This is a genomic window from Streptomyces sp. NPDC000941, from assembly GCF_053599555.1.
Genome location: NZ_JBSFMM010000152.1, coordinates 1 through 20727 on the forward strand (window position 1 = coordinate 1; position 20727 = coordinate 20727).

Genomic DNA, 20727 nt, shown 5'->3' on the forward strand with positions numbered 1-20727 from the left:
GGGCGCCCGGGCCCGCGCCCGCCCCCCAGGCCCCTGGCCCTGTCGCGTAGGCCCAGCCCGGTCCGGACCCGCGGCCTCCGACGTCCCCGCTCAGAAGCCGGGCGCGCCGACGCGGTCGTCCATCGTGGTCAGCCGCCCCCACAGCAGATCGGTGAGGTGCCGCACCAACTCGGCGCGGGAACAGGGCCGCTCGCGCAGCCACCAGTCGCCCGCCGCGTGCATCATGCCGACGATCCCGTGTCCCCAGACGCGGGCCAGCTCCGTGCCGCCGGGGCCGAGTTCGAGCCGGTCGGCGATCACCTTGGCCAGCTCCTCGCCGAGGCGCCGCAGCACCGGAGCCGAGTGGCGGCCGACATCGAAGCCCTGCTCGGCCTGGGGGGCGTCCTCGGCGGGGTGCATCAGGAAGCGGTAGACCTGGGGGCGCGCCTCTATCGCCGCCAGATAGGTGTCCAAGGTGGCCTCGACGCGCTCCCGGCGGTCGTTGGGGGCGTCCAGGGCGGCACGCAGCGAGGCGAGCAGCGCGTCGGTGTGGCGCTTGGCGAGGGCGCGGTAGAGCCCGCTCTTGTCGCCGAAGTGGCGGTACAGGATGGGTTTGGTGATGCCCGCCTCCGCCGCGATGGCGTTCATCGAGGCGTCGGGTCCGTCCCGCAGCACCACTCGGTCCGCCGCCTCAAGCAGTTCCTTGCGCCGCCGCTGCGCAGCCTGCTGGTGATCGTCGCGCTGGCTGGTACCCGTGTCCATGAAGTCGTCTCCCGCCCCCTGGTGCTTCCATAACGCCTGCGAAACGTAACACCCCTGGCCCCGGTGAGGGGGTGGATCGGCCGCGGGAGTTGACATCGTCTACTCATGAGTAACAGACTCTTGTTACCGACGGTAATAGTCAGGTGGAGGGGTAATGCCGGAATTCTCGTTCGAGCTCGACGACGACCAGAAGGCGGTCCGCGACTGGATTCACGGATTTGCGGTCGATGTGATGCGCCCGGCCGCCGCGGAATGGGACGAGCGGGAGGAGACCCCCTGGCCGATCATCCAGGAGGCCGCCAAGATCGGACTGTACTCGCTGGACTTCTACGCCCAGCAGTACTTCGACCCCACCGGCCTCGGCATCCCGATGACGATGGAAGAGCTCTTCTGGGGCGACGCCGGTATCGCGCTCTCCATCGTCGGCACCTCCCTGGCCGCCGTCGCCGTCCTCGCCAACGGCACCGAGGAACAGGTCGGCACCTGGATCCCGCCCATGTACGGCGACGCGAACGACGTGAAGGTCGCCGCGTTCTGCTCCTCCGAGCCGGACGCCGGATCGGACGTCGCCGCGCTGCGCACCCGGGCCGTCTACGACGAGGCCAAGGACGAATGGGTCATCAACGGCACCAAGACCTGGGTCACCAACGGCGGTATCGCGGGCGTCCATGTCGTCATCGCCTCCGTCGACCCGGAGCTGGGCGCGCGCGGCCACGCCTCCTTCGTGGTGCCCCCGGGCACGCCCGGCCTCTCCCAGGGGCAGAAGTTCAAGAAGCACGGCATCCGCGCCTCGCACACCGCCGAGGTGGTCCTGGAGGACGTCCGCGTCCCCGGCCACTGTCTGCTCGGCGGCAAGGAGAAGCTCGACGAACGCCTCGCCCGCGCCCGCGAGCGCGCCCGTAGCGGCACCGAGCGCGGCAAGAACGCCGCCATGGCGACCTTCGAGGCCTCGCGCCCGGCGGTCGGCGCCCAGGCGGTCGGCGTGGCCCGCGCGGCGTACGAGGTCGCCCTCGAATACGCCAAGACCCGGGTGCAGTTCGGCCGGCCCATCATCGACAACCAGGGCATCGCCTTCCAGCTCGCCGATATGCGCACACGGATCGACGCGGCACGGCTGCTGGTGTGGCGCGCCTCCTGGATGGCCACCGCGGGCAAGCCCTTCACCGCCGCCGAGGGGTCGATGTCCAAGCTCTTCGCCGGGGAGACGGCGAAGGCGGTGACGGCCCAGGCGGTGCAGATCCTCGGGGGCAACGGATTCACCCGTGAGTACCCGGTGGAGCGGATGCACCGCGACGCGGCGATCTTCACCATCTTCGAGGGCACGAGCGAGATCCAGCGGCTGGTCATCGCCCGTACCCTGTCCGGTGTGCAGATCCGCTAGCGGCGGGTAGCAGCGGGCGCCGGGGGCGTCAGGGTTTGTGCGCGACGCCCCCGTAGACGTCCGTCTTCTCGACGGACGCGTCGATGGGCGTGTCGGCGGATTCGGGGCGCCACAGCGGGCAGGACACGATGCCCGGCTCGATCAGCTCCAGACCGTCGTAGAAGCGCGCGATCTGCTCGGGGCTGCGCAGGACGTACGGGACCGCGCCGGTGTCGTCGTAGCCCTGCTGGGCCTGCTTGAGTGCCTGGTCGGTGTCCGTGCTGTCGTAGTGCACGAAGTAGCTGCCGGCGGGGAGCGCGTCCTGGAGCCGCCGGGCGATCGACCGGGCCTCGTCGTAGTCCTGGACATGGCCCAGGATGCCCATCAGCATCAGCGCGACGGGGCGGCTGAAGTCCAGCGTCTTGCTCGCGGCCTCCAGGATTCTGTCCGGCTCGTGCAGATCGGCGTCGATGTAGTCGGTGACGCCCTCGGGGGTGCTGGTGAGCAGGGCCTGGGCGTGCCGGAGGACCAAGGGGTCGTTGTCGACATAGACGATCCGGGCCTCGGGGGCGACCCGCTGGGCGACCTGGTGGGTGTTGTCGTACGTCGGCAGCCCGGTGCCGATGTCCAGGAACTGGCGGATCCCGGCCTCCCCGGCCACATGGGTCACCGTGCGGATCAGATACGCCCGGGACGCGCGGGCCATCACCTCGATGGTCGGCGCGACCTCGCGGTACTGGTCGCCGGCCACCCGGTCGACCTCGTAGTTGTCCTTGCCGCCCATCCAGTAGTTCCAGATGCGGGCCGAATGCGGCACGGACGTGTCGATCTTGCCTAAGGCGGCCTGCCGACCGGGGGTGGACGAGCCGTGAGTCATCTGGGGATTCTCCTGCCATGCGTGAGGCCGTGTTCGGAGCTCCAACCTACCGCCGGGGCCGGGTACTTCACCGCGCTAAGCGGCGCCGGGGAAGTAGGGGTGGGTTCCTGCGTCGTCTGGTGAAGGGGGCACCTCCCAGCGGTAGCTGGGGGAGCATCGCAAGGCGGAGGATCGTCCTCGTAGTGGGCGCTGCGGTCGATTTGCCGCTGCCGCGGCGTGGCGGGCGACTCCGACAACGCAGCGAGGTGCCGCCCGCCGCGGCAGCGGCTGATGTCACTGCGGCGGCGCGGGGGCCTGCTCCTACTTCCCCGGGGTCGCTTAGGGGCGCACGGTGAGCACCGGGGCGTGCTGGGCGAGGGTGGTGAAGGCGCGCTCATAGGCGGCGGCCGCGGCCTCGGTCTCCGCCATGGCCGCGGCCGCCGTGGCGCCCCGCCCGGTCAACCGCTCCGTGAACGCGGGCGGTGGCGCCGCCAGATGGACGAAGGCGCCGCCGCGCTCGGCCACCGTCTCGGCGAAGTCGAAGGCCTCGATCCATGTCACCCGGGAGTGTCCCCGGCGCAGCGGCCCGTAGACGAGCTCGCCGACGAACCCGGAGTCCACCGCGAGCGGGCCGGCGAGTCGCAGCAACTCGCGGTACGGGCGCGCCGGGTCGAGCGCGGGCAGCTCGGCGGGCGAGCGTTCGACGGCGAACCCGTGGCGGTGGGACAGCCAGGTCAGCAGCCCGGCCCGGGTGGCGCCGGCACAGCCCTCCACGATCAGAACGCGGTGCCGCGCAGCCTCGTGAAGGTCCATCCCCGCCACCCCGGTCATCTCATGCCGCCGTCAGTTGATCTCGCACGGGGCATTCAGTGTGAGTGGCCCGGTCGTTCGAGGGGAGTCCGGGGCCGGGTTGTGCGGTTGTGCGGGCGTAGTGGTTTCCGGGACGGCTTACGGGATGGCGGGGACCGGTCAGGCGATGAGGAAGTCGGCCCGGCCGGCCTTCGCGGCCTCGAGGAACTGGGCGACCTCGGCACGGGAGTAGATCAGCGCCGGTCCGGCCGGGTCCGTGGACTGGCGGAGCGCGACGCGGCCGTCCGGCAGTCGCTTGGCCTCGATGCAGGTGCCGCCGTTGGTGCCGCTCCACGGCTTCTCCCAGCCCTCCGTACCGAGGTCCATGGCCGGCATTCCGCTGTAGACCGGGTCTGTCATGTCAGAGCTCCTTACGCAGTTCGGCCAGGATGGGAATCGTCTCGCCGACCGGCTCGGCCTGGACGGCCATCCGGTCCAACACCTCGAGACAGGTGACGACTTCGCCCGGCTGGTCCACATAGACCGCGCCGGTGACGCTTTCCGTGTAGACGACGTCGGGCAGTTCGGTGAATCCGAAGCGGAAGTAGTGCAGCGGACCGAAGGCCCCGGGGTGCGGCCCCGCCGCGAACCGCATGATCTGCAGCCGGACCTTGGGCATCGCCAAGGCCTCGATGAGATGGTCGATCTGGCGGCGCATCACCTCGGTCCCGCCGACCGGGCGGCGCAGCGCGGTCTCCTCCAAGATGGCCCAGATGGCCGGGGCGTCCGGTTTGGAGAGCAGGGCCTGGCGCTTGACGCGCAGGGCGATCCGGCGCTCGATCTCGTCGTCCGCGTCGTTGGGGAAACCGGCGCGCAGCACCGCGCGGGCGTAGTCCTCGGTCTGCAGCAGCCCGGGGACGTAGTGCGGTTCGTAGGCGCGGATGACGGTGGCCTCGCTCTCCAGGCTCACATACGCGCTGAACCACTCCGGTACGACATCGCGGAACTGGTGCCACCAGCCGGGCTGGTTGGCCTCCCGGGTCAGGGCCAGGAAGTCGTCGATCTCCGGGGACGGGACGCCGTAGGTCCGCAGCAGCTCCTTGACGTACGGGATCTTCAGGCCGACCTCGGCCTTCTCCATCCGGCGGACCGTCAGCGGGGTCACCTCGACGGCCCGGGCGGCCTCCTCGAAAGACACCTGTGCCCGCTCCCGCAGATGGCGTAGGCGCTTGCCCAGGACCATGCGTAAGACGGTGGGGGCGGCGCTCCCCGGCCGTGCCTCACTCACGTCCTGCCTCCCGGAATCACCGACATGTGGGTGCAGTGTGCCATGACCTCGGAGCACCGGACAGAGCGATGCGGATCGTTCTGAAATTATCAGGACGAAGCTTGCGGGCTGAGAGTGTCGACGCGCATAGTGGGGCACGTGACCCATCTCACGCACCACGGCCGGTGCCCTCAACCACCTTTCTCCGCTAGGGCGTTACGGGTGCTCGGCAGATCGGCGGCGCGCGGCACCGTCATGGGCCGGAGGTGACCGCGGTGACCAACAGCGCCGCGCCGGGCACCCGGCACCGGGGCTCGGCCACCAACCAGGCCCTGGCCGCGGCCCTCAAGGAATCCGGCTGCTCATACGCCTCATTGGCGCTGCGTGTCAATGAGCTGGGGCGCCATCAGGGACACTCCTCCAACTACGACAAGGCGTCCGTCACCCGCTGGCTCCAGGGCGGCCAGCCGCGCGGTACGACGCCGGAACTGATCGCGGCCGTGCTCTCCCACCGGCTCGGCCGGCCGGTGGCCCCCGCCGAGCTCGGCTTCATCCCCGACCGACAGCGCCCGGTCGTCGCCAGGGCGCTGGCCTACCGGGAGGACGTGGCGGAAACCTTGCACACGCTCGCCGAACTCGGCTCCACCGACATATCCCGCCGCAGCCTGCTGGGCGCGGTCCCCTTCGTCGCCGGCGCGCTGGTGACCCCGCAGCGCGAATGGCTGCTGTGGCTGGTCGAGAACCAGGGCACCGGTCCGGCCGCCGGCAATCCGGCCGCCGGCGATCCGGCCGCGGCAGCCGACGCCGGCCGGATCGAGCAGGTCCGCGCCGCGATCAGCATGTTCGACGAGATGGACAACCGATTCGGCGGCGGCCAGGTCCGCGCCAGCATCGTCCTGTACCTGTCGACCGAGGTCGTCCCCATGCTCCAGCGCCGCGGCGTGCCCGTGGGCGAGCGGCGCGAACTGTTCACCGCCGCGGCCAAGCTGGCCGCGATGGCCGGCTGGAGCAGCTACGACAACGCCGAATACGGCCTGGCCCAGCGCTATATGACCCAGGCGCTGCGGCTGTGCGCCGAAGGCGGCGACAAGGTCCTCGGCGGCCAGATCCTGGCCGGCCTGTCCCATCTGGCCACCAACCTCGGCCAGCCCCAGGCCGGTGTCGAACTCGCCCGGGTCGGCGTGGCCACGGCGAAGAACGCGGGCAGCCCGCTGGGCCTGATGCGGCTGCACGCCATGGCGGCCCGCGGCTACGCGGCCCTCGACGAGCCCCGCGAGGCCGCCCGCGCGCTGCGCTCGGCGGACATCGCGCTGGACGCGAGCCGGGGCGCCGAGGAGGAGTCGGAGTGGGTCCGCTTCCTCGACCACCACTATCTGGCGGCCGAGGCCGCGCTGTGCTTCCGCGACCTGGGCAGCGCGGCGCAGGCGGAGCGCGCCGCCGACGAGTCGGTGCGGGCCAACGGCGACCGGCGCCGCCGCCAGGCCATCAGCCGCTCGGTTCTGGCCACCGCGCATCTCCAGCAGAACCGGCTCGACGAGGCGATCGGCACCGCGGACGCGGCGCTCAGCGCGCTCAGCGGGGTGCACAGCGAGCGCTCGGTGCAGGCCCTGCGCGACTTCCGCACCCGGCTGCGGCCGCACCGCGGCGAGCCCATGGTCCGCGACTTCGAGCTTCGCTCCCGGACCCTGCTCGGCGCCGCGGCCTGAGCCGCGCCACGGCGCTCCTCCCTGGCTCCTTCCGGGTTCCACCGCCATGCGGCCCGGAAGGGGGCCTCGTCCGGACCCTGCTCCGCCGGGGGTGTGCAGGGCCCGGGCGAGGCCAAAGATGTCTAATAGCCGTCCGCGCTGGGCGCGTTCTGGGCCCGGTCGACCGGGACGTGGGCCCCGGAGACACCGCTGGACGCGTCCGAGAGAAGGAACGCGACGACCCGCGCCACCTCCTGCGGCGCGACCAGTTCGCCGTTCGGAAACTCCGTCGCGAACCTGGCGAACGCCTCCGGCTGCGCGACGCGCATCCGGTCCCAGCGCTTGCCGGGGATGAGCATCGATCCGGGGGAGACGGCGTTCACCCGGATCCCGTCGGGCCCGAGTTCACGGGCCAGCGAGGCCGCGAGATGGATCTGGGCGGCCTTCGCCGCGCCGTACTGGGCCTGCGGCCCCGGCTTCCAGCCGGAGATGGAGGCGATCACCACGACCGATCCGCCCCCGGTGCCGCGCGCCTCGCGCAGATACGGCACGGCGGCCCGCACCAGCCGGGCGGTATGGCCGACGTTCAACTCCCAGGTGGCGGCCCAGTCGTGGGCGTCGGCCTCCTCCAGGCCGCCACCGCGGGCGCCGCCGACGCAGGCCACCACGCCGTCCAGACCGTCGAAACGTTCCGCCGCGCCCTCGACGAACTCCTCCAGCAGACCCGGCTCGACGACATCGAGCGCCTGGGTGAACAGCGCGTCCCGCTCCTGGTCGTCGGGCAGCGACTTCGCCAGGGCCGCCAGATCGGGCGCGGACCGCGCACAGGTGGCAACCGAGGCGCCATCCGCCAGCAACAGGCGCACGATCTGCTCGCCCAAGCCCCGTGTGCCCCCCGTGACCACAATCCGCTTGCCGTCCACGCCGGACCGCGCGGCCGGGCAGGGCTCCTGCCGGCGGTCCTCACTCACGCTCACCTCGCCCGGACCGTACAGTCCGACGGGCGTGCGACCCGAACCACTACGCCTGTACAACCGAACAACCCCCGTGCCCCCTCGCCGACCGGACCGTCCAACCGTTTGTCTACGTGAACGGTGACCGACGTAGTCCCGCTGTCTTCGAAGGAGGAAACCATGCCGCAACCCGGCAGCCACCGCGACCGGGCCGCAGCCGCCCGTGGCGGCCGGCCCCGGCGGGCGGGCCGAGGGGCGCGCACCCCTCGCTCCCGGCGCGGATGCCGCGGTGGGGAACCCGGCCGGGGGACGCAGCATGCGCTTACCCGCTTACCGGGGCATCAACCACCCCCACCGCGCGCGTTATCGGCGCGACAAACCCGCCGGACCCGACAGACACAGCAGGCCGGACAGAACCAACAGACAGGACGGAACCAACAGGCAGGACAGGCGCGATGGGCTCGGCCGGCGGGGAGGGGCCGGTGATCTCCTTGGCGACCCGCCGTTTCTTCCGGGCCGAGTTCCCGGCCCGGACCGACCGGGCCTTCGCCGTCCGCCGGATGCTCACCGCCTTCCTGAAGTACTGGCAGCTCGACCATGCCGTGGAGAGCGCGGTGCTGGCCACCAACGAGCTGTTCGCCAACGCCGTGGAGCACGGCAGCAGCGGCGCCGCCGACACCGTCACCGTCACCGTGGGCGTGGAGCCCGCCGGGGACGAGCTGCGTATCGAGGTGGCCGACGGCTCGCCGGTCCGGCCGGTCTTCCGTACGGCGGCCGAGACGGAGGAGTCCGGGCGGGGGCTGGCCATCGTCGACGGCCTGGCGAACGACTGGGGCACCGAACCGCCGGACGGGGACGGCCCGGGCAAGAAGGTGTGGTTCACGCTGGCGCTCGGGCGGACGCGTTAGGGCGCGTCAAGGCGCGGTGGGGCGGCGCGGCCGGAGCGGACGAGTCAACAGGGGAGACCGGAGGCGACATGCGTGGGCGAGGCACCGTGGAGACCGTCGCGGCCGACTGGCTGCTGTCGTCGGCCGGCGAGGAGCCCGGCCGGGTGCGTGTGCAGTGGGCCAGCGGAAACGGCCTCGCCGACCTTCCGGTGGGCCGGCTCTTCGACCTGGTCCGGATGTCCGAGGGCACCGGGATGGCCGTGGTCCAGACGCTGCGGCGGCACGAGGCGGTGGTCGGTCCGGTGATGCTGGCCACCGCCAGCCATGTGCTCTCCTTCCTCGTACCGCCCGGCTCGGCCCAGGAGTGGAAGGCGTGGCTGCGGGGCTCCGGCCACGGCCGCCGCCGCGCCGTGGCCGCCGCCGGGCCGGGCCGGGTGCTGCGCTGCCCCCGGCCCGGATGCGTACGGCAGGGCCACATCTGGCTGGTCAGGCCGGGTGGTCCGCTCACCGACAGCCGGGTGCTGTGGGCCGCGCTGCGGGACAGTGCGCCCCCCCGACCCCGGGACCGCGCCCCGTACGCCCTCTTCCGATGAGCCGTGCCACGACGCCGGGCCCGCTCAGGCCCACTCCGCGCGGTGTTCGACGGCGAAGTCGCGGAAGGAGCGGGGAGCGCGCCCGGTGACCCGGCGCACCGTGTCGGTCGTACGGTCCTCCGCGCCGCGCCGGACGGCCTCGTCGAGCCCGGCCAGCATGGTGGCGAACTCCTTCGGGTATCCCGCGTCGGCCAGTCGCCCGGCCAGGGTCGCGGTGTCCACCGGGACATGGCGGACGGCCCGGCCGGACACCTCGGTGATGATGCGCGCCGCGTCGCCGTAGCCGATCGCCTCGGGCCCGGTGATGGTGTGCGCGGTGTCGTGCGGCCGTTCGTCCAGGAGGGCGCGGGCGGCGACGGCGGCGATGTCGCCCGCGTCGACGAAGCCGACCCCGGCGTTCCCGGTGGCGGTGACGATCTCACCGCGCGTACGGATCCCCTGGGCCACCGGGTGGTCGCCGGTGAAGTTCTGCATGAACCACGAGGGCCGCAGCACCGCCCACTCGGGCACGGTGTCCTGGACGAGCCGGTGCAACGCCCCAAGACCCGGCATCTCGGGGGTGACCGCGGAGGAGCTGAGCAGCACCACGCGCCGTACGCCCCGGCGGACCGCGTCGGCCAGGAACGGTTCGACCAGCGCCAGCGGTTCGGCCTCCGCCACCGGGGCGATGAGATAGAGATGGGTCACCCCGTCCAGCGCCGCGGTGTGGGTGGCCGGGTCGCGCCAGTCGAACCGTACGGTCTCGTACGGCCGTGCCCCCGGGGCCGGGCGGCGGGCGGCGGCCCTGATCCGGGCGCCGTGGGCGGCGAGGAGCGGCAGCAGCCGGGAGCCGGTGTTCCCGGTCGCGCCGGTGACCAAAACGGTGGGGTCGGTGGGGTCGGTGCGGTCAGCCATCGGCCCGGCCTCCCGCGTACGCGGCGGTCAGCTCGTCGAGGATGCCCAGCACCTGGCCGGCGGCGAGCGGGTTCCAGTAGTCGCGGTAGGCGGTGATCTCGCCGTCCTCGACCGTGATGAAGGCGACGTACACCATGCGGTACGGGCGGCCGGTGCGGACGGCGATCCCCTCCACCGCCCACTCGACGATCAGGGTGTTCGGGTCTTCGGTGCGGTGCCTGACGTCATGGGTCACCGCGCGCGCATCCAGCAGGTCGGTGTAGTCGCGCAGATACTCCCGCACCGCCTCGCGGCCCTCCAACCGGCTGGGCCGGCCGGGCGGCGCGAACGGGAACTCCATGGTCCCGTCGGCGGCCCACAGGTCGGCGAACCCGAGCATGTCGTGGGCGAGCAGCAGTTCCTTGGCCCGGTCGAACACCTCGACGGCCGTACGGGGGCGGTGGGTGCGGTGGGTGCGGTGGGTCTGGTGGGTCTGGTGGGTCTGGTGGGTCTGGTGGGTCGTGTTCATGGGCGAGCGTCCCTCGGAAACTCTCGGAAACGAGATTGGACGGGACGGTACCGTTCCGTCCTTCAGGTCGAGCGTAAACGGGACGGTACCGTTCCGTCCATCTGCTACCGTCTGCGCATGCCTGAGCCGACCCGACGCGCCCCGAGCGGCGCCGCAGCCCTGCGCGCCGACAAGACCGCGGCCATCGCCGAGGCCGTGCTCGACGAGCTCGCCGAGCACGGCTACGGACGGCTCTCGATGGAGGCGGTGGCCAAACGGGCGGGGGTCGGCAAGAGCGCTCTGTACCGCCGCTGGCCCTCCAAGCAGCACATGATCATCGCGGTCACCTCCGAGCTGAGCGTCGAACTCGCCGAGGCCCCCGACACCGGCTCGCTGCGCGGCGATGTGCTGGCCATGCTCGGCGCGGTGGCCGACTGGCTCACCCATCCGCGGTTCTCGCGGATCTTCCCGGACCTCATCGCCGAGGCCAACCGCGACCCCGAGCTGGCCCAGGCGCTGGCCAGGTCCATCGGTGAACCGCGCCGCTCGCGCGTGACCGAAGTCCTCGACCGGGCGGTGCGGCGCGGCGAACTGCCCCCGGACACGGACCGCGAGCTGGCGCTCGATCTGCTCGGGGCGCTGGTCTACTGGCACGTCTCCATCCGCGGGGTGCGCCCCGACGCCGACTATCTGGAGCGCACCGCCGACACCGTGCTGCGCGCGCTGGGAGCCCGGATGGAGCAGTGAAACAGGGCATTGCGGGACGAGTGGCCCCATCATCGCTGAGTCGGCGGAGGTCCATCGTCACCTCCACCCCTCGGAAGGAGCCCTCCATGGCAACCGGCCTCTCGGTCCACATCGGCCTCAACCAGGTCGACCCCGCGCGCTACGACGGCTGGAGCGGCGACCTCAACGCCTGCGAGCAGGACGCGAGCGATATGGCGCGGCTCGCCGGGGCCTCGGGCTTCACCGTCACCGACCCGCTGCTCACCTCCGCCGCCACGGCCGACGCGGTCTCCGCGGCCCTGGAGACCGCGGCCGGCCGGCTCACCGGCAGCGACATTCTCTTCCTCACCTACTCGGGCCACGGCGGCCAGGTGCCGGACCTCAACCACGACGAGACCGGCGACCGGCTGGACGAGACCTGGGTGCTCTACGACCGGCAGCTGGTCGACGACGAGCTCTTCGACCTGTTCGGGAAGTTCGCCAAGGGGGTGCGGATCTGGATGCTCTCCGACAGCTGCCACAGCGGCACGGTGGCCAAGGTCCTGCCCGAGGTGCTCAGCCCCCGCGAGCTCGGCCGGCGGTTCAGCACCGACCGGCCGGACGAGGTCGCCAAGCGGATCAGGGTGATGCCGCTTCCGGTGCAGTCCGTCGTCTACAAGCGGGACCGCGCCTTCTACGACGGGATCCAGAACACCCGCACCGCCAAGGACCTCGCCGAGATCGACGCCACCGTGCTGCAGATCTCCGGCTGCCAGGACAACCAGACCTCCGCGGACGGGATGGTCAACGGCCTGTTCACGGGCACCCTCCTGGACGTCTGGCGGGACGGCGCCTTCGAGGGCAGCTACCGCGGGCTGCACCGGGAGGTCACCAAGCGGATGCCCCCGGACCAGACCCCCAATCTGTTCCAGGCCGGCCCGCCGCTGCCCGCCTTCGCCCGGCAGCGGCCCTTCACCATCTGACCGTCCCTGGCGAGTCGCGGCCGTGCCCGCGATGACCTGGGTGTGCGGGGCCGGGCCCGGAGAGGTATGACAGAAGAAGGGCACGCCCGCCCGGCCGCTCGCTGGTGCCGCGACGGCCCGCCCCAGCGTACGGGCAGCGGGGAATGAGGTACCCGGATGACTTCGCAAGACCGCCCGCCGAACGCGCGAGACGGCCCGCGAGGGGACGGCGAGGCGGAGCTCAACGATCTCGCCGCCCCGGGAGGCCTGCTCGATCTGCTACGGGTCGCCGCCGTGGTGCTGGACAGCGACGGCCGTGTCGCCCTGTGGAGCCCGGAGGCCGAGCAGCTGCTCGGCTACCGCGCCGCCGAGGCACTGGGCCAGAACGCCGCCCGGCTGCTGGTCGACCGCGAGAACCGGCGGTCCGCGGTGGAGCTGTTCCAGCGGGTGCAGGCGGGCAAGATGTGGGCGGGCGTCTTTCCGGTCCGGCACAAGGACGGCACCGCCCTGCGGGTGGAGTTCCGCACCATGGGCCTGCGCGACTCCCACGGCGACGCCTACGCGCTCGGGCTCGCGGCCGACGAGGGCACCGTACGGCAGCTGGAGACCGACCTGGCCGTCTCCGGCTTCCTGGTCGAACAGTCGCCCGTGGGCCTCGCCGTATTCGACACGGACCTGCGGTGGATCCTGGCCAACCCGGCCCTGCTGGAGATGAACGGCCTGACCGAGGTCGACCTGCGGGGCCGGAGCCTGACGGATGTGCTGCCGGGTCTTGACGCCTCGGCGATCGAGGGCGCGATGCTGCACGTCCTGGAGACCGGGCAGCGGCTGCTCGACCAGCAGACCGTCGGCCGGACCCCGGCCGACCCGCACCATGAGCACGCCTGGTCGGAGTCGTACTACCGGCTGGAGGACCCCGGCGGACGGGTCCTTGGCATCGCGGTCTCGGTGTTCGATGTGTCCCGGCGCCACCGGGAGGCCAGCGAGGTCGCCGAGGCCCGCGAGCGGCTGGGCCTCATCGCCGAGGCCGGAGTCCGCATCGGCACCACCTTGGACCTGCGGCAGACCGCCCAGGAGCTGGCTGATGTGACCGTGCCCCGGCTGGCCGACCTCGCCGCCGTGGATGTGCTGGACGCCGTGGTGCGCCGCGAGCCCATGGCCCGGGTGGGCGCCGACGGCTGGGCCCGCTTCCGGGCGCTGGCCGTGGCGGCGGGCTACCCCACCGACGCCGTGCACGCGGCGGACCCGGTCGGCGAGATCGCCCGATACGACCCGAGCCGCATGATCACGCGCTGTGTCCGCGACGCCCAGCCGATCTTCCTGCCCCAGGTGACCGACGAGGACCTGCGGCGCATCGCGCGGGACGAGGCGTCCGCCGCCGTACTGCGCAAGGAGGGCGTCCACTCCTATCTGGCGGCCCCGCTGATCGCCCGCGGCAGCGTGCTCGGCACCCTCAGCCTGCACCGTACGATCAACGCCCGGCCCTTCGACGAGCAGGACCTCACCCTCGCCTGCGAACTGGCCACCCGCGCCGCGCTGTGCATCGACAACGCCCGCCTGTACGCCCGGGAGCGCGACGCGGCTCTCACCCTGCAGCGCAGCCTGCTGTCCCAGCAGCCGCGCGACCTGGACGGCCTGGAGATCGCCTCCCGGTATCTGCCCGCGGTGAGCGCGGCCGGCGGCGACTGGTTCGATGTGCTCTCGCTCAAGGACGGCAAGGTGGCCCTGGTGGTCGGCGATGTGATGGGCAAGGGCATCCACGCCGCGGCGATCATGGGCCAGCTGCGCACCGCCACCCGCGCCTTCGCCCAGCTCGACCTGTCGCCCGCCGAACTGCTGCGCCACCTCGACGACATCACCATCACCCTGGGCGACTCGATCGCCACCTGCCTGTACGCGGTCTGCGACCCGCGCAGCGGCCGCTGCCTGCTGTCCACCGCCGGCCATCTGCCACCGGTGCTGGTGCGCCCCGGCGGGCGGGCCGAACTCCTCGACATGCCCAGCGGCGCGCCGCTGGGCGTGGGCGGCGTGCCGTTCGCCTCGGTCGAGTGCGAGCTGTCGCCCGGCACCCTGCTCGCCCTGTTCACCGACGGTCTGGTCGAGAAGCGCCACCAGTCCATCGACGTGGGCCTGCGCACCCTGCTGGAGCTGCTGAGCCGCCAGCAGGGCCCGCTGGAGCGGACCTGCGACCAGGTGCTGGCTGCCCTGCACGGGGCGCCGGACGACGACGTGGCGCTGCTCCTGGCGCGGCTGCGCGACGGTTCGCCGCACGGGGGAAGCGCTGGTTAGCGCGGGCGGCAATCGGGTGTTCACGATCATCGAACACCCAGGAAACATGTATGCGGAATGTTTCCCTCCATCCCGTTCACACTGACCGCGCGCCCCCCGACCGCGCCACCGCACACCCCGGCCGAGGAGACCATTCCACCGATGCGCAAGCTCACCCGCCGTTCCACCGTGCTGTTGACCCTGATATCCCTCGCCCTCGGAACGACCGCCTCGGTCGCCGGCGCGGAGCCCGACAAGAAGCCCGTGCCGAAGGTCGCCGTCATCGGCACCGGCGGCACCATCTCCGGCGTCAGCAAGACCCGGGTGTCCTTCCAGGACTACGAGTCAGGGAAGCTGCCGATCTCCAAGATGGTGGGTGACCTCAAGCCGGAGGTGGACGCGGTCGCCGACGTCTCCACCGAGCAGTTCGGCAACAAGGGCTCCGGCGGCTACTCGATCGCCGACTACCGCAGGCTGACGGCCGCGGTCGACCAGGCGCTGAAGACGAACGACGGGGTCGTGGTCACCACCGGTACCGACACGATGGAGGAGTTCGCGTACTGGCTGGACCTGACCGTCCGCAGCGACAAGCCGGTGGTCCTCACCGGCTCGATGCGCCCCTGGACGGTGATCGGCACCGACGCGCCGGCCAACCTCTACAACGCCATCCACCTCGCCGCCAGCGGGAAGACGACCTGCTACGGCACCGTCCTGATGCTCAACGACCAGATCCAGGCCGCCCGTGAGGTCCGCAAGACCGACGCGCTGCGGATGGACACCTTCAGCAGCGGCGCCAGCGGTGAGCTCGGCGTCGTCGACCAGGACAACATCCGGCTCAACCGGGCGCCCGCGCGCATCCAGCAGTGCGGCAAGAAGACCTGGGAGACCCCCTTCGACCTGGACAAGATGGGCAAGACGCTGCCCAAGGTCGAGATCGCCTACAGCTACCAGGACGCCGGTGGCGAGGCCGTCAAGGCGTTCGCCGACGCCGGGGCGGACGGGGTCGTGACCGCCGGGACCGGCGCGGGCGGCATCTCCCCGCAGATGTCCGAGGCCCGCAAGGACGCGGTCAAGAACGGCGTGATCTTCGCGTCGACGACCCGCACCGGCTCCGGCGCCGTCTACGACGCCCACACCGACGGCGTCATCGGCGCCGCGGACCTCACCGCGCAGAAGGCGCGGCTGCTGCTCCTGCTCTCGCTCGCGAAGACGCACGACCAGGACCAGGTCCGCACCTGGTTCTCGACCCTGGGCACTGCCGAGTTTGTCACCCCCCGGCACTGACCGGGCGGGCCGCCGCGCGGGCACCTTCGGGTGCCGGCGCGGCGGCCTCACTTCTTGGCGCGGCTGGGCTGCACCCGCTTGGGCTCGCCCTTCACCTTCGGATGCTCGGGCGGATACGGCAGATCGCCCAGGCCGTGCTCGCGCTCGTCCCGGTCGGCCAGCTCCAGGGCGGCCTCCAGACGGCAGACCTGCCCGTCCATCTCGGCATGCACATCGCCCAGCTCCCGGAACCGCACCGGCATGGTGGCCAGATCGAAGTCCCGCGGCCTGGCGTCGGGCACCTCCTCCCAGCGCAGCGGCGCCGAGACGGGGGCGTGCGGCCGGGGGCGTACGGAGTAGGCGCTGGCGATGGTCCGGTCGCGGGCCGTCTGGTTGTAGTCCACGAACACCCTCTCGCCGCGCTCCTCCTTCCACCACGCCGTGGTGATCCGCCGCGGCGCGCGCCGCTCCAGCTCACGCGCGATGGCGATGGCGGCCCGGCGCACCTGGGTGAAGGTCCACTCCGGCTCGATGGGCACGAACACATGCAGCCCGCGGCCGCCCGAGGTCTTCGGCCACCCCCGCAGCCCCAGCTCCTCCAGCACCGGCCGCAGCTGGCCGGCCGCCCACACCGCGTCCTCGTAGCCGGTCCCCGGCTGCGGGTCCAGATCGATCCGCAGCTCGTCGGGGTGTTCGGTGTCCTGCCGCCGGACCGGCCACGGGTGGAAGGTCAGACACCCCAGATTCGCCGCCCAGACGACGGCCGCGGGCTCGGTGGGGCAGATCTCGTCCGCGTGGCGCCCGCTGGGGAAGGAGATCCGTCCGGTCGGAATCCACTCGGGCAGGTTCTTCGGCGCCCGCTTCTGGAAGAACGACTCGCCCTCTACGCCGTCCGGGTAGCGTTCCAGCGTCGTCGGCCGGTCCCGCAGCGCCCGCAGGACGCCCTCGCCGACGGCCAGGTAGTAGCGCGCGACGTCCAGCTTGGTGAAGCCCCGTTGCGGAAAGTAGACCTTGCCAGGGTTGGTCAGCCGTACCGTGCGCTCGCCGACCGTGAGCTCCGCCGTCTCTGCCATGGATTCCACGCTAGGCCCGCGGGGCACAGGCCACCTCCCGGCGGGCGCCGGGCCGGGGAGCGACACACAATCGGGGCATGGACCTTCCGGTGATGCCGCCGGTGGAGCCGATGCTGGCCAAGTCCGCGGCCGCCATCCCACCGGGCATGTGGTACGAGGCGAAATGGGACGGCTTCCGGGCGCTGATCTTCCGCGACGGGGACGAGATCGAGCTGGTCAGCCGCTCGGGCAAACCGCTGACCCGCTACTTCCCGGAACTGGCCGGCGCGCTCCGGGCGAATCTGCCGCCGCGCTGCGTCCTCGACGGCGAGATCGTGATCGTACGCGGGAGCCGGCTGGACTTCGACGCGCTCCTGGAGCGCATCCACCCCGCGGATTCGCGGGTGCGCCATCTCGCCGAGGTGACCCCGGCGAGCTTCGTGGCCTTCGACCTGCTCGCACTGGGGGACGAGTCCTTCATGGACACGCCGCTGCGGCAGCGGCGGGACGCGCTGACCGAGGCGCTGCGCGAGGCCGCGGACCCCGTCCACACCGCGCCCTGGACCGATGACCGGGGCCTCGCCGAGCAGTGGTTCCAGCAGTTCGAGGGGGCGGGTCTGGACGGCGTCATCGCCAAACACCCCGACCTCGGCTACCGGCCGGGGGAACGGGTCATGGTCAAGGTCAAACACGAGCGGACCGCGGACTGCGTGGTGGCGGGGATGCGGCAGCACAAGTCAGGCCCGGTCGTCGGCTCGCTGCTGCTGGGCCTGTACGACGCCGCCGGCCGGCTCCAGCACGTCGGCGTGTGCGGCGCCTTCTCGATGCGGCGCCGGCAGGAGCTCATGGCCGAGCTGGAACCGCTGCGGATGGACACCCTCGCAGGGCACCCCTGGGCCGACTGGGCCAGTGAGGAGGCGCGCACGCCCCAGCAGGCACGCCGGATGCCCGGCGCGCCCAGCCGCTGGACCGGCGTCAAGGACCTGTCGTGGCTGCCGCTGCGGCCGGAGCGGGTGTGCGAGGTGGCGTACGACCATATGCAGGGCGACCGCTTCCGCCATACGGCCAGGTTCCGCCGCTGGCGGCCCGACTGCGAGCCGCGCGGCTGCACGTACGCCCAGCTGGAGGAGCCGGTGCGCTACGACCTGCGGGCGGTACTGGGCACCTGACGCCCCCTCAGCGCCCCTCGTCAACCCCCGAGCGCTCCAGGAGTGCTTCCGTGCGACCCCCGGCCGGATGCGCGACGCGCGGGGGTCGCGGTCATGTCCAGGAACCAGTCGCGGGCCGCCGCGGCCGCCTGGGCCAGCGTCCCCGGCTCCTCGAACAGATGGGTCGCGCCGGGCACCACATGCACGGAGTGGGGCGCCGCCAGCATGGCCGCCGCCTGCTCGTTGAGCCGCAGCACCTCGTGGTCCTCGCCGCCCACCACCAGCAGCACCGGAGCGCGGACCCGGGACAGCACCCCGCCCGCCAGATCGGGGCGGCCGCCGCGCGAGACCACCGCCCGTACCCGCTCCGGCCGCTCCGCCGCGGCCACCAGCGCCGCCGCCGCGCCCGTGCTGGCGCCGAACAGCCCGACCGGCAGGGCGGCGGTCGCCGGATGCCCGCCGAGCCAGTCCACCGCCGCCACCAGGCGCCGGCCCAGCAGGGGGATGTCGAAGCGGTGCTCGGCGGTGATCGCGTCCACCCGCTCCTCGTCCATGGTCAGCAGGTCGAACAGCAGCGTCCCCAGGCGCGCCTGCTGCAGCACCTCGGCCACCGAGCGGTTGCGCGGGCTGTGCCGGGAGCTGCCGCTGCCATGGGCGAAGGCCACCACGCCACGGGCCCCGTCGGGCACCACCAGATCGCCCACCAGCGGCGCGCCGTCCGCGGTGATACGGGCCGTCTCCGAGACCATCGGCCACCTCCTGCGCGACCGGGCGGGGCCCGCCCGGCGGGGTCAGGCATGGGCCAGCAGGCCCTGCCGCAATTCGCTGTAGAGCCGGGAGAGTCTGCGGGATATGTGCATCTGCGAGAAGCCGAGGATTTCGCCGATCTGGCTCTGCGAGAGACCGACGAAGAACCGCAGATACAGCACGTAGCGGTCCTGTTCCGAAAGGTGGGTGATCAGCGCCCGCAGCGCCTCCCGGTTGACGACCCGTTCGATCGCCGCGTCGTCCGCGCCCACCGTCTCCGCGAGCAGCCGCTCCTCGGCGCCCTGGACCGCGGCGTTGAGCGACAGCGGGGTGCAGGAGGCGCTGGCCTCCAGGCCCGCCTTCACATCTTCCTTGGGCATCCCGGTGCGAGTGGAGATCTCGGTGATGGTGGGGGTGCGGCCGCCGAGCTCCTGTTCAAGGGCGTCGCGCGCCGAGCGGGTGCGGGAGCGGACTTCCTGGATATTACGGGGCACATGCAGTGTCCACAGATAGTCGCGGAAGTGCCGCTTGAGTTCACCGGTGATGACCGGGATCGCATACGAGGGAAAAGCGTGGCCGAGATCGGGATCGTAGCGGTCGACCGCCTTCACCAGGGCGAGCGAGGCGACCTGGGTGAGGTCTTCCATATTCTCGCCCTTATTGCGGAAACGCAGCGCCAAGCGTTTCGCCACGGGCAGCCACGCACAGATGATCGCCTCACGCAGGGCGTCGCGCTCCGGCCCCGGCGGAAGCCGGGAAAGGCGAGCGAAGTCACCGTCGGTGTCGGGAGTGTCGTCATGGCGCCGGTGGCGAGTCGCGGTTGCTGACATGGTCACTCGTCTCCGTGGTCCGATGTCACATCCTGCCCGCGGCACATAGATGCGCTAATGTCCCGCTGCGCTCGGTCTCCCTCTGGCTCTGGTTGATCGAATTCAGGGTCGCCACCAGATTCGCACGGTCCCGAATGCCTCGCAATTCGGCCGAATTGCCCCGGTTGCGTCCCCCGTGCGGGGGAACCCGAACGGGTCGGGCTGGTTCGGTGAGGTCGCGGGGGGTACCTGGGCGGGATGGATGTCACCGTTCGCCTCGCCCAGCGGCCCGAGGCCGATGAACTGCTCGGGCGCAGCCCGCTGGCCGCGCTGACCGGCATGCTGCTCGACCAGCAGGTGCCCATGGAGTGGGCCTTCTCCGGGCCGTACACCATCGCGCGGCGCATGGGCGGCGACGACCTGGACGCGCAGGGGATCGCCGCCTGCGACCCTGAGCGGTTCGCCGAGGTGCTGTCGGCCAAGCCCGCGGTGCACCGTTACCCGGGGGCCATGGCCAAGCGGGTGCAGCAGCTGTGCCAGTACCTGGTCGACAACTACGACGGCGACGCCGCCGCGCTGTGGCGGGACGTCGCCACCGGCAAGGAGCTGCTCGACCGGCTGAACGCGCTGCCCGGCTTCGGCAAGCAGAAGTCGCAGATCTTCCTGGCGCTGCTCGGCAAGCAGTACGGCGTACGGCCCGAGGGGTGGCGCGCGGCGGCGGGCGCTTACGGCGAGGAAGGCTCGTACCGCTCGGTCGCCGACATCACGGGGCCCGAGTCGCTGGACAAGGTCCGCGCCTTCAAGCAGGAGGCCAAGCGGGCCGCCAAGGCGGCGGCCCCGAAGCGGACCAAGTCCTAGCGGGTAGTCCCTCCCGGGTCAGCGGCCCGGGGGCGGGGGAGGGGTCCGGGACCGGATCGGGGCCCGGCGGCTGGGGCACCGGGTGCGGCGGCGGACCCGGCATCGGACCGGGCGGCGGGCTCGGGGGCGGGCTGGGCGGCGGACTGGGCACGGGGTCCGGCGGCGGACTGGGTACGGGGTCGGGCGGCGGGTCGGGCGGCGGCCCGGGGGTCGGCCCCGGTTCGGGGCCGGGCCCGGGACCCGGCTCCGGCCCGCCCGGGCCGGGCGACGGGGTCGGCGACGGCGGCGCGGGGTCTCGGTCGTGGCCGCGGTCGTGGTCGTCGGCGGAGAGGTGCCGGGGATCGGCCTGCCGGTACACGGTGGCCTCCAGAATTTCTACGACGGTCACTCATCCATCGCGACG

The 20727-nt window shown here is 72.3% G+C and carries 21 protein-coding genes; 10 read left to right on the forward strand and 11 right to left on the reverse strand.

Annotated elements, in window-relative coordinates; translation table 11 throughout:
* Window positions 1-90: 90 nt before the first annotated feature.
* Window positions 91-741 (reverse strand): TetR family transcriptional regulator, encoded by a 651-nt coding sequence (locus tag ACWDSL_RS36225; RefSeq protein ID WP_450492195.1) that lies wholly within the window; start codon window positions 739-741, stop codon window positions 91-93.
* A gap of 154 nt (window positions 742-895) precedes the next feature.
* On the opposite strand from ACWDSL_RS36225, the gene ACWDSL_RS36230 reads away from it, so the two are divergent.
* Window positions 896-2122: an acyl-CoA dehydrogenase family protein gene (locus tag ACWDSL_RS36230; RefSeq protein WP_450492196.1), complete on the forward strand. Its 1227-nt coding sequence runs from the start codon at window positions 896-898 to the stop codon at window positions 2120-2122.
* Between the two features lie 28 nt (window positions 2123-2150).
* On the opposite strand, the gene ACWDSL_RS36235 is transcribed toward ACWDSL_RS36230, so the two are convergent.
* From ACWDSL_RS36235 to ACWDSL_RS36250, 4 genes are all read right to left on the reverse strand, one after another.
* Window positions 2151-2978 carry an SAM-dependent methyltransferase gene (locus ACWDSL_RS36235; RefSeq protein ID WP_450492197.1) on the reverse strand — a complete coding sequence of 276 codons (828 nt, stop codon included), beginning with the start codon at window positions 2976-2978 and terminating at the stop codon, window positions 2151-2153.
* Window positions 2979-3296: 318 nt separating this feature from the next.
* A complete protein-coding gene (locus ACWDSL_RS36240; RefSeq protein ID WP_450492198.1) occupies window positions 3297-3770 on the reverse strand; it encodes a hypothetical protein in 474 nt (157 codons plus the stop codon).
* 156 nt (window positions 3771-3926) lie between these two features.
* Complete coding sequence (locus ACWDSL_RS36245) at window positions 3927-4166, reverse strand: DUF397 domain-containing protein (protein WP_450492199.1); 240 nt, start codon at window positions 4164-4166, stop codon at window positions 3927-3929.
* Between the two features lies 1 nt (window position 4167).
* Window positions 4168-4989: a helix-turn-helix domain-containing protein gene (locus ACWDSL_RS36250; protein WP_450492220.1), complete on the reverse strand. Its 822-nt coding sequence runs from the start codon at window positions 4987-4989 to the stop codon at window positions 4168-4170.
* Window positions 4990-5279: 290 nt separating this feature from the next.
* On the opposite strand from ACWDSL_RS36250, the gene ACWDSL_RS36255 reads away from it, so the two are divergent.
* Window positions 5280-6719 carry a hypothetical protein gene (locus ACWDSL_RS36255; protein ID WP_450492200.1) on the forward strand — a complete coding sequence of 480 codons (1440 nt, stop codon included), beginning with the start codon at window positions 5280-5282 and terminating at the stop codon, window positions 6717-6719.
* A gap of 122 nt (window positions 6720-6841) precedes the next feature.
* Here the strand turns inward: ACWDSL_RS36255 and ACWDSL_RS36260 are convergent, their stop codons facing one another.
* The gene (locus ACWDSL_RS36260; RefSeq protein WP_450492201.1) at window positions 6842-7669 is read right to left on the reverse strand and encodes an SDR family NAD(P)-dependent oxidoreductase; all 828 of its coding nucleotides are present in this window, start codon (window positions 7667-7669) and stop codon (window positions 6842-6844) included.
* Window positions 7670-8133: 464 nt separating this feature from the next.
* On the opposite strand from ACWDSL_RS36260, the gene ACWDSL_RS36265 reads away from it, so the two are divergent.
* Window positions 8134-8559: an ATP-binding protein gene (locus tag ACWDSL_RS36265; RefSeq protein ID WP_450492202.1), complete on the forward strand. Its 426-nt coding sequence runs from the start codon at window positions 8134-8136 to the stop codon at window positions 8557-8559.
* Between the two features lie 68 nt (window positions 8560-8627).
* A complete protein-coding gene (locus tag ACWDSL_RS36270; protein WP_450492203.1) occupies window positions 8628-9131 on the forward strand; it encodes a hypothetical protein in 504 nt (167 codons plus the stop codon).
* A gap of 24 nt (window positions 9132-9155) precedes the next feature.
* Here the strand turns inward: ACWDSL_RS36270 and ACWDSL_RS36275 are convergent, their stop codons facing one another.
* Window positions 9156-10025 carry an NAD(P)H-binding protein gene (locus ACWDSL_RS36275; RefSeq protein WP_450492204.1) on the reverse strand — a complete coding sequence of 290 codons (870 nt, stop codon included), beginning with the start codon at window positions 10023-10025 and terminating at the stop codon, window positions 9156-9158.
* Window positions 10018-10533 (reverse strand): nuclear transport factor 2 family protein, encoded by a 516-nt coding sequence (locus ACWDSL_RS36280; RefSeq protein ID WP_450492205.1) that lies wholly within the window; start codon window positions 10531-10533, stop codon window positions 10018-10020. The genes ACWDSL_RS36275 and ACWDSL_RS36280 overlap by 8 nt, the downstream gene beginning before the upstream one ends.
* 117 nt (window positions 10534-10650) lie before the next feature.
* Here ACWDSL_RS36280 and ACWDSL_RS36285 point away from each other — a divergent pair, with 117 nt between their 5' ends.
* The 4 genes from ACWDSL_RS36285 (at window position 10651) to ACWDSL_RS36300 (ending at window position 15731) form a co-directional block, all read left to right on the forward strand.
* Window positions 10651-11259: a TetR/AcrR family transcriptional regulator gene (locus ACWDSL_RS36285; protein WP_450492206.1), complete on the forward strand. Its 609-nt coding sequence runs from the start codon at window positions 10651-10653 to the stop codon at window positions 11257-11259.
* A gap of 86 nt (window positions 11260-11345) precedes the next feature.
* The gene (locus tag ACWDSL_RS36290; protein WP_450492207.1) at window positions 11346-12200 is read left to right on the forward strand and encodes a caspase family protein; all 855 of its coding nucleotides are present in this window, start codon (window positions 11346-11348) and stop codon (window positions 12198-12200) included.
* A gap of 156 nt (window positions 12201-12356) precedes the next feature.
* The gene (locus ACWDSL_RS36295) at window positions 12357-14468 is read left to right on the forward strand and encodes a SpoIIE family protein phosphatase (RefSeq protein ID WP_450492208.1); all 2112 of its coding nucleotides are present in this window, start codon (window positions 12357-12359) and stop codon (window positions 14466-14468) included.
* A 141-nt stretch (window positions 14469-14609) separates the two neighbouring features.
* Window positions 14610-15731, forward strand: coding sequence for an asparaginase (locus tag ACWDSL_RS36300; RefSeq protein ID WP_450492209.1), 1122 nt, complete (start codon window positions 14610-14612; stop codon window positions 15729-15731).
* 47 nt (window positions 15732-15778) lie between these two features.
* Here the strand turns inward: ACWDSL_RS36300 and ligD are convergent, their stop codons facing one another.
* Complete coding sequence (gene ligD / locus ACWDSL_RS36305) at window positions 15779-16783, reverse strand: non-homologous end-joining DNA ligase (protein ID WP_450492210.1); 1005 nt, start codon at window positions 16781-16783, stop codon at window positions 15779-15781.
* A 77-nt stretch (window positions 16784-16860) separates the two neighbouring features.
* Between ligD and ACWDSL_RS36310 the strand changes: the two genes are divergently transcribed.
* Window positions 16861-17931, forward strand: coding sequence for an ATP-dependent DNA ligase (locus ACWDSL_RS36310; RefSeq protein WP_450492211.1), 1071 nt, complete (start codon window positions 16861-16863; stop codon window positions 17929-17931).
* 20 nt (window positions 17932-17951) lie between these two features.
* On the opposite strand, the gene ACWDSL_RS36315 is transcribed toward ACWDSL_RS36310, so the two are convergent.
* Both ACWDSL_RS36315 and ACWDSL_RS36320 read right to left on the reverse strand, forming a co-directional pair.
* Window positions 17952-18659 (reverse strand): dienelactone hydrolase family protein, encoded by a 708-nt coding sequence (locus ACWDSL_RS36315; protein ID WP_450492212.1) that lies wholly within the window; start codon window positions 18657-18659, stop codon window positions 17952-17954.
* Between the two features lie 42 nt (window positions 18660-18701).
* Window positions 18702-19487, reverse strand: a complete 786-nt coding sequence (locus ACWDSL_RS36320; protein WP_450492213.1) for a SigB/SigF/SigG family RNA polymerase sigma factor — start codon at window positions 19485-19487, stop codon at window positions 18702-18704.
* 237 nt (window positions 19488-19724) lie between these two features.
* Between ACWDSL_RS36320 and ACWDSL_RS36325 the strand changes: the two genes are divergently transcribed.
* Window positions 19725-20324 (forward strand): HhH-GPD-type base excision DNA repair protein, encoded by a 600-nt coding sequence (locus ACWDSL_RS36325; protein ID WP_450492214.1) that lies wholly within the window; start codon window positions 19725-19727, stop codon window positions 20322-20324.
* Window positions 20325-20727 lie beyond the last annotated feature (403 nt).

What these genes read in the sequence shown, in the direction of transcription:
- ACWDSL_RS36275 (WP_450492204.1), bottom strand. Translation starts at nt 10,025, where the DNA reads ATGGCTGACCGCACCGACCCCACCGACCCCACCGTTTTGGTCACCGGC.
- ACWDSL_RS36225 (WP_450492195.1), bottom strand. Translation starts at nt 741, where the DNA reads ATGGACACGGGTACCAGCCAGCGCGACGATCACCAGCAGGCTGCGCAG.
- ACWDSL_RS36250 (WP_450492220.1), bottom strand. Translation starts at nt 4,989, where the DNA reads ATGGTCCTGGGCAAGCGCCTACGCCATCTGCGGGAGCGGGCACAGGTG.
- ACWDSL_RS36245 (WP_450492199.1), bottom strand. Translation starts at nt 4,166, where the DNA reads ATGACAGACCCGGTCTACAGCGGAATGCCGGCCATGGACCTCGGTACG.
- ACWDSL_RS36320 (WP_450492213.1), bottom strand. Translation starts at nt 19,487, where the DNA reads ATGTCAGCAACCGCGACTCGCCACCGGCGCCATGACGACACTCCCGAC.
- ACWDSL_RS36240 (WP_450492198.1), bottom strand. Translation starts at nt 3,770, where the DNA reads ATGGACCTTCACGAGGCTGCGCGGCACCGCGTTCTGATCGTGGAGGGC.
- ACWDSL_RS36285 (WP_450492206.1), top strand. Translation starts at nt 10,651, where the DNA reads ATGCCTGAGCCGACCCGACGCGCCCCGAGCGGCGCCGCAGCCCTGCGC.
- ACWDSL_RS36310 (WP_450492211.1), top strand. Translation starts at nt 16,861, where the DNA reads ATGGACCTTCCGGTGATGCCGCCGGTGGAGCCGATGCTGGCCAAGTCC.
- ACWDSL_RS36230 (WP_450492196.1), top strand. Translation starts at nt 896, where the DNA reads ATGCCGGAATTCTCGTTCGAGCTCGACGACGACCAGAAGGCGGTCCGC.
- ACWDSL_RS36270 (WP_450492203.1), top strand. Translation starts at nt 8,628, where the DNA reads ATGCGTGGGCGAGGCACCGTGGAGACCGTCGCGGCCGACTGGCTGCTG.
- ACWDSL_RS36315 (WP_450492212.1), bottom strand. Translation starts at nt 18,659, where the DNA reads ATGGTCTCGGAGACGGCCCGTATCACCGCGGACGGCGCGCCGCTGGTG.
- ligD (WP_450492210.1), bottom strand. Translation starts at nt 16,783, where the DNA reads ATGGCAGAGACGGCGGAGCTCACGGTCGGCGAGCGCACGGTACGGCTG.
- ACWDSL_RS36295 (WP_450492208.1), top strand. Translation starts at nt 12,357, where the DNA reads ATGACTTCGCAAGACCGCCCGCCGAACGCGCGAGACGGCCCGCGAGGG.
- ACWDSL_RS36290 (WP_450492207.1), top strand. Translation starts at nt 11,346, where the DNA reads ATGGCAACCGGCCTCTCGGTCCACATCGGCCTCAACCAGGTCGACCCC.
- ACWDSL_RS36325 (WP_450492214.1), top strand. Translation starts at nt 19,725, where the DNA reads ATGGATGTCACCGTTCGCCTCGCCCAGCGGCCCGAGGCCGATGAACTG.
- ACWDSL_RS36235 (WP_450492197.1), bottom strand. Translation starts at nt 2,978, where the DNA reads ATGACTCACGGCTCGTCCACCCCCGGTCGGCAGGCCGCCTTAGGCAAG.
- ACWDSL_RS36280 (WP_450492205.1), bottom strand. Translation starts at nt 10,533, where the DNA reads ATGAACACGACCCACCAGACCCACCAGACCCACCAGACCCACCAGACC.
- ACWDSL_RS36300 (WP_450492209.1), top strand. Translation starts at nt 14,610, where the DNA reads ATGCGCAAGCTCACCCGCCGTTCCACCGTGCTGTTGACCCTGATATCC.